Origin of the sequence: Paenibacillus sp. Marseille-Q4541, assembly GCF_018310695.1 — a bacterium.
GTDB lineage: Bacteria > Bacillota > Bacilli > Paenibacillales > Paenibacillaceae > Paenibacillus.
The window spans coordinates 21,741-28,187 of the sequence record NZ_JAGXCY010000047.1; the positions used below are offsets into that span (position 1 = coordinate 21,741).

General features: G+C 33.5%; 8 protein-coding genes. All 8 read right to left on the minus strand.

Features of this window, described 5'->3' with window-relative positions; genetic code table 11:
- Nucleotides 1–58 precede the first annotated feature (58 nt).
- Entirely contained in the window at nucleotides 59–1,225 is a 1,167-nt protein-coding gene (locus KFT32_RS25060; RefSeq protein WP_211750108.1) for an AAA family ATPase, read from the minus strand.
- A gap of 92 nt (nucleotides 1,226–1,317) precedes the next feature.
- Nucleotides 1,318–2,442, minus strand: coding sequence for a hypothetical protein (locus KFT32_RS25065; RefSeq protein WP_211750109.1), 1,125 nt, complete (start codon nucleotides 2,440–2,442; stop codon nucleotides 1,318–1,320).
- 356 nt (nucleotides 2,443–2,798) lie between these two features.
- Nucleotides 2,799–3,191, minus strand: coding sequence for a hypothetical protein (locus KFT32_RS25070; RefSeq protein WP_211750110.1), 393 nt, complete (start codon nucleotides 3,189–3,191; stop codon nucleotides 2,799–2,801).
- A gap of 350 nt (nucleotides 3,192–3,541) precedes the next feature.
- Nucleotides 3,542–3,979: a hypothetical protein gene (locus KFT32_RS25075; protein WP_211750111.1), complete on the minus strand. Its 438-nt coding sequence runs from the start codon at nucleotides 3,977–3,979 to the stop codon at nucleotides 3,542–3,544.
- Nucleotides 3,980–4,050: 71 nt separating this feature from the next.
- Nucleotides 4,051–4,185, minus strand: coding sequence for a hypothetical protein (locus KFT32_RS27515; RefSeq protein WP_283246470.1), 135 nt, complete (start codon nucleotides 4,183–4,185; stop codon nucleotides 4,051–4,053).
- Nucleotides 4,178–4,714, minus strand: coding sequence for an accessory gene regulator B family protein (locus KFT32_RS25080; RefSeq protein WP_211750112.1), 537 nt, complete (start codon nucleotides 4,712–4,714; stop codon nucleotides 4,178–4,180). Before KFT32_RS25080 ends, KFT32_RS27515 begins: the two co-directional genes overlap by 8 nt.
- Complete coding sequence (locus KFT32_RS25085) at nucleotides 4,704–5,057, minus strand: hypothetical protein (protein ID WP_211750113.1); 354 nt, start codon at nucleotides 5,055–5,057, stop codon at nucleotides 4,704–4,706. Before KFT32_RS25085 ends, KFT32_RS25080 begins: the two co-directional genes overlap by 11 nt.
- Nucleotides 5,058–5,474: 417 nt before the next feature.
- A partial coding sequence (locus tag KFT32_RS25090; RefSeq protein WP_211750114.1) for a phage lytic cycle repressor MrpR family protein occupies nucleotides 5,475–6,447 on the minus strand: 973 nt, incomplete at its 5' end.

The following is a 6,447-nucleotide window of genomic DNA, read 5'->3' on the forward strand; positions in this document are numbered from 1 at the left end:
GCCATTTAAGACTCCCATGATTTTTGATGATATCTGTCTTTGATCCGAATCTATGTATTTAGATCTTAAAGTTAGTGATGAACTCTAGTGCTTTCTCTAGCGCTTCCGCATTGTCTACGCTTGGATATGCTGGAGTACCAAGAATCTTTTTAAACTCTGGAACAATAAGATTTGAAAGTTGTTCATAAGTAAATCGTACTTTCTGTTCGTCAATCTTCTTAATTAATTCTTCTGCTGTTGCTTTGCTTTCTACTTGCTCAGCAAATTCTTTTGCCTCCTCTTCACGCTCTTGTTCTTGCTCAACTTTAAGTTCTTCTACAGACTTAGTTGTTTTCTTAAGTTGCCCTTTAACCGCTTCCTCGAACACTTTAAGAAAATTTGCTGCACTATAATCTACTGGGTCTTCAGGTAGATTAGTGTAACGGCCACCAGCAATAGAAATATATTCTGTAGGTCGGAATACCATTACTGTCTTTGTTTCATGGAAGTTACTACCCTTTTCTCTTTTCTTCTTATCTTTGATATTTTCGCTCATTTCATTACCTGATTTATCTAAAACAACTACTTCATTAAAGAGACAAGCAATCAAACTAGCTTGAGATTCAAAGATCTTACGTCCAGTGGAGTGCATCATAAGCTCGATTGAGTTATATTTCATTCCATTGTAAAGCGTTGTTTCTTTCTCCTTAGTCCAAGCCAAACTCATCTTGCCATAACCAGCATTTTTCAGAGCATCAAATGGTTTTTTCATTTCTTCATATAATGCAGTATAACCGTTCTCTTCCTTACCAGATGCTTCATTCAGTGCTTGTAATGAAACAATGTTAGGCACCCCATATCGCTTAGCTCTGTCGCGAAGAACCCAAGCAGTAGCTGCATCAATACAACGATCTGCGGTATCAATACCTAGTAATTTTGTTACTCTTCCTTCTTTTGCTTCTTTCACTAGTCCAGGAACAACTATTTTTTTGAAGTACTCCCAAACCTTCCATAGCTCTTCGTCTGACCCTTCTTTGTGAATTGGGATAATACTTTCTAATTCCCAAGTTTCATATCCCGGCTCAAAAGCAAGAAGTAGTACATCTTCTGGGTTTGCATAATGCATCTCAGTTGCTTCTTTCCACAAACGCGTTTTACCTGTTTTATATGAACCTACAACAAGTGAATCGATGCTATGCAGTTCCACTTTAGGTGTATTAGTTGTAACCTTAGTTCTCCAACTCATTAAATAAATCTCTCCCTTATTTTGTTTTATGTACTTGGTGGCCTATTTGAGACCACCAGTGTTTAAATTATTATGTAAATTATTTTTATTTATTAAACTGCAAATGGATCTTGGTCATCGCTACTAGTCGCATTACTCGAAACTTTACTAAAAGGATCTTCGGTAGTTGTGGAGGCTGCCTTCTTGAATTCCTCTTCAGTCAATAGTTCACGCATAAGGCTATTTGTTACATACCCCGTTACTTCAATTCCTTTTTTATCTCCATTGGTTACTTTTTCTTTTCTAATTAGTTTCTGTGATTCATCTACGTCACTGAAAGGATCGCTTTCATCAATTTTCTCAACAATATCAACATAAGTGAATGTTGCACGATTGTTGTCTTGACCCGTAATCTCAATAAAATCATATGTATTAAGTGAAGCAAATGCATCAGCTAGTGATTTCTTGCCTTCAACTGCTTCTGTTTGATAAACAATCATCTCAACTGCTTTAGGTTCTGACTTCTCTTTCCCGTAGTCAAGGAATACTGCATTTACTTTTGTATCACCTGTTACATCGTCCTGATATGTACTTCTAATACCAACTTGCATTGTTACATAGTTTACTTCTTTAAATTCTGAAGATTTAAAATCTGTGACATAATCAAATTCTACTCCTGAATGCTTCACTGTTTGAGTTGTTCCATCATCATTCACTAACAAACCATCTTTGATTGGCCGAACTGAGTTGATGATTCGCTTGATGAACACTTTTTCAGCATCGCTACCTTCAGGTGTGAATGTATCGAATTGATATTGGCCTCTTACTTCATACCACTCATCTTCTTGTACAAGCTTTCCTAGTCTCTCTGATTTATCCCAATCAACTTCAATTGCATGATATGAATCATTAGTGAATGCTTCCTTATTGGAACGGTCTTTCCAGTCTAAGCGCAACGTTTTATTCTCGCTTCTACTATATGCATAAGCATATTGTTGCTCCATACCAGCTAACTCGACTCTAAGTTTATTGCTCTCTGCGGTTTCAATATCAAACTGAAGTACTCTTCGTGGTTTCTTTGTTTTAGTTAACGTCTCAGTGTAGATAGGTTGCTTTTCCCAACTATCAGTTACAGGATCTTTTTTATTCACTGAGCTAACTTTGCCAATATACCGAAAACCACTTTTAAATTCTTTACCTAGGTGTTTTTTATTTACCTTAATTTTATAATCTGCCATATGTATTTAATCAATCTCCCTTGAGTTTATATTTTTCGTTTTTCTGTTCCCTTTTGCGATCTTCCTCTCTCGGGAGGACTTCTCAGCTTGTCGTTGATCCTGTTCACCACCTTTTCAAAATCACTAATGATTTATATAATCACGCTGCCAAACGTGTCATTTTATACTCTTTTATGCTCACTCATACTTCTTTATACTCTGTTTTACGAAGTCAATTTCTTCATAAAACTATTGTTTCATAATATTTCCATTCGGTACTATTTCATCTTATATCGCATTCTTTATATTGTCAACAACTAAATTATTTTTATTATTTAATTTAAATTATAAGCCGGGAATGCCCGGCACAGTATGGGTTATATTTGCGTCGTAAACTTATAAAATCCAATTGTGGGATCTATGTTGCTATGTATTATGTATTGCTCGTATATCACTATTGGATCATCAACTCTAAGGTATTGCATCTGAAAATCTTCTACATTCTGCAGGAACAGATCTGAGAAAAATTCAGTCTTTGTTTTCTCGCCGTATTGAATAACAAACTCTTCTTCCGTCAATTTCTTTCTTGACGTTAACAGCATAAGCCTATGCTTGTCCAAAAAACGCTTGATCTCTCTTTCATCCATACCTGTGCATAATTCTCTGAACTCAACCATTTTACTATCTGTTGGATAAAAATAGTTGATGTTCTCTCGTAAAGCGACAGCTTTCTTGCTTATTCCTAGCTCCTCGAAGTAATCATCTTTCATCTGTATGACCCCTTTATGCAATCAATTTGTCCCGTATAGTAAGTAAGTAGCTGTTTTGAAATTCACATCCTACAATATAATCGAAAAACAACTACATAAGTACGTATTTGACTTTAACATAATTGTATAACCTCTGGGATATTTATACAACAGAGATTGCCGATGCGTCAATTTTTGTTGACATTTAAAGCAATATATCCTTATACAAGTATTTATTGTCGTTTTTTGTCAGATTAAAAATATCAATAACAGAACGTTTGTTCTTATTATAAGATCATTTCTAATTTAAGGCAATACATTAATTGTTTATTGGGTCATCCGTAACTTCGAGTTTTATTTAGTCATTCTGTTTACCTCTCTAAAAATTTTTGCATAATACTTTTTAAAGCATCTAAGTTCGCAGACATTATGTTGAGTTCAATTCTTTTATCCCCAATCACATAAAAGAGCTTGAGCTTTTTTTCATCTAACAGTGGCATAAAGCTCAGATTCGCTACAAATCCTCTATCTGTTTTAAAAAAATCATCTTCGTTTTGTAGTAATGCTATGGTATCATCCACACCAATCACAGACTGGTATTCTTTCTCTTGAACATGTAAGACTAAAATTGATTTTTTAGTCTTAGAGTTATTAAGCGATATGGCACACTGAATTTCGTTAACTTTCAACCATTCTATTTCACCTAAGACATCTTTTCCTAATAAGTTTTTTCCCATTCGTCTTTTGACGGGGATTATTTTTACTTCTTTTTCGATTATTTTTGTTTCGTTGTTACTTCGTTCATTCATATTTGACTTCACCTCGATTAACACAGTGTTCTCCCTGTTTTAAACAGGGAGATATGTATTGTTTTATTTACTTACTTTTTCATACTTTGTGGCACTGGTTTATTTCCAATAAGCAACCAGCTTCCAGTTTGAGTTTCAATACTTGCAATCGCTACAAACAACATACCAACTAGCGCCCAAACTTTATTGTTAACGGATTTAATCATTCTTTTCACCTCCTCTCAAGCGAATTGTGCTAATAGATTGTAGAAAAATACCAGCAGTAACATAAGGATCGTTAACTATCAAAGAGATGATCGCTAAAATTAACGATATTATTTTTAGATATGGGTACCACTTTTTATCTATTCTTGATGTTCCTTCTAAATTAGATGGCGCAAATACTGATAGCACAATAAAAGATACGCAGTTTATAATCACTAGGTAGTCAGCAATGAAAGTGATGCTAGAGATAAAAAGCGCTGACGATGTAAAAATCAAGACAGAAACTGTGACACATAAGTCAGGTTTTGAAAAATGGAACCCTCCTGATACTCTCCTGAGAATTGCAAAACTTGCTGTGATTAATAAAATTTCATTTAAACATCCTGTAGTTAGACCGATCAGAATTAATATTATTACTGATAAGATATTGGTGATCAGAAAGCTCACAGAATAAAATATTATATCTTTTGGAGGCATATTATTCTTATGTTCTAATCTGTCTGCTATCTCAATACTAATTTTATCTATCAAGGCCACCATTCACCTCACTTTTAATAGCTAGTGCGAATATTGAAGTAAATAGAACTAATACTAGTGTTAGACCGATAATCATACTATGTATGCTTAGTATTGAACCAGCAACACCAACGCATATTACTGCTAGAAATAAAACTAAGCTGTTCAGTTTTGAAAGTTTAAATTTAAATGTTTGATCAAAAGGAATGAAGGTGAATCCAATATTCTTTCTACTGAGTAGATAGCCCAATAATATAAATACCCCAGCAGTTATTACTTGATAAATGTACCCTAAGTATGTATCTGTTTGTATTTCTATCAATGTTATCCCTGTGACAAATGATTGTGTATAAATCAATACATACTGTACTCCTAAGCAACCAATATATCCTAGAATATTCACTAAAATTGCATGCAGCAGAGATACTCTAAAAACTAGAATCAGGAAGATCAGAAGCATTACCATATTCATTAGTGATGTATAACTACTTAGTGATTCATTTTTCCCTATAAAATAGGATGCGGTTGAAATTGTAAAATTGCATAATAGAATCTCTTGTATGTAAAACCTCGGATTCATTCGAAACATGTGCAATATAAGATACAAAATAGAGAATCCTTCAATCATTGATATCAATATACTAAGTAACATTTCGTACATCAGTGTCGTGTCTCCTTTTGAAATAAAAATAATGTACTTCTTATATCGATAATATATCATGGTAGTATATGGATGTCAATACAATAAAAATAAAAAAAGAATAAGTTTCTCAACTTATTCTTCATCGTCATTTCCATATAGTAAATTTACTGTTTCTATATTTAAGAAATCTTGCGCTAAGTGATATTTAGGTCTATCATTCTCGCTTGTATATATACCAAAACGCTCGTAAATGTAATTTTTGTGTTTTACAGCGAGTTTGCCAGTCTCTGCGGATAATTGATAAGCCATATAAACCATTCCACTATTTCTTACGTTTATTGGTGTAAGATCAGGGAATCCAAAGTATTCGCTTATTGTTTTCAATCTACGAGACACCAATGCAGAATGAGCTTTTCCTTCTTCGGCTTGTTTATACTTTCCAGATCTTCCAGTTCTGAATACGTAGGGACTCTCTTGGAGCTTTTGAATAGCATTCCTTGTGCCTTCTGATGGACTACCATTTGCTTTATAATAATTGGTTTGTTCTGCAGCATTCAATAAGTTTCTAATAAGTGATTTATCTACTTCTATTTCCCTAGTGTAAACTTCTTTTTCGTTAATTTCATTTTTAAGTTTCAACTTATTATTCGTTTCGTCAATATCATACTTAGTAAGATTTAATAATTCACTATATTTCTTACCCATTATCCCATTAAACAGGGCATCAATAAGAGCATTATCTTGTGGGTTCCTCACGTCTCTCATTATTGAGTTGATATCATCTTTTGTAAACAATCGTTTAACGTTGGAGTTGATAAACTTTTTCAGATAATCTCTATCCCTTAAAATATCTAAAGGATTAATATTATCTTTTCTTAACCCTTCCTCCATGGCCCATCTCAAATAAGAACTGATTACGCTAAATGTAGTTTCAACAGAATTGAGTGTACTATGGTTGAATAATCTTAAAACTCGTTCTATTTCCATTGCATTAAAATCATACAAATCTTTTTCTAATTCATTTTCTATATAAGCTGCACGATTTATAACTCGTTTAAAAGTATTGTAAGTGTTTTCCCCTTGATCCTCTATATTTGCTTTATAT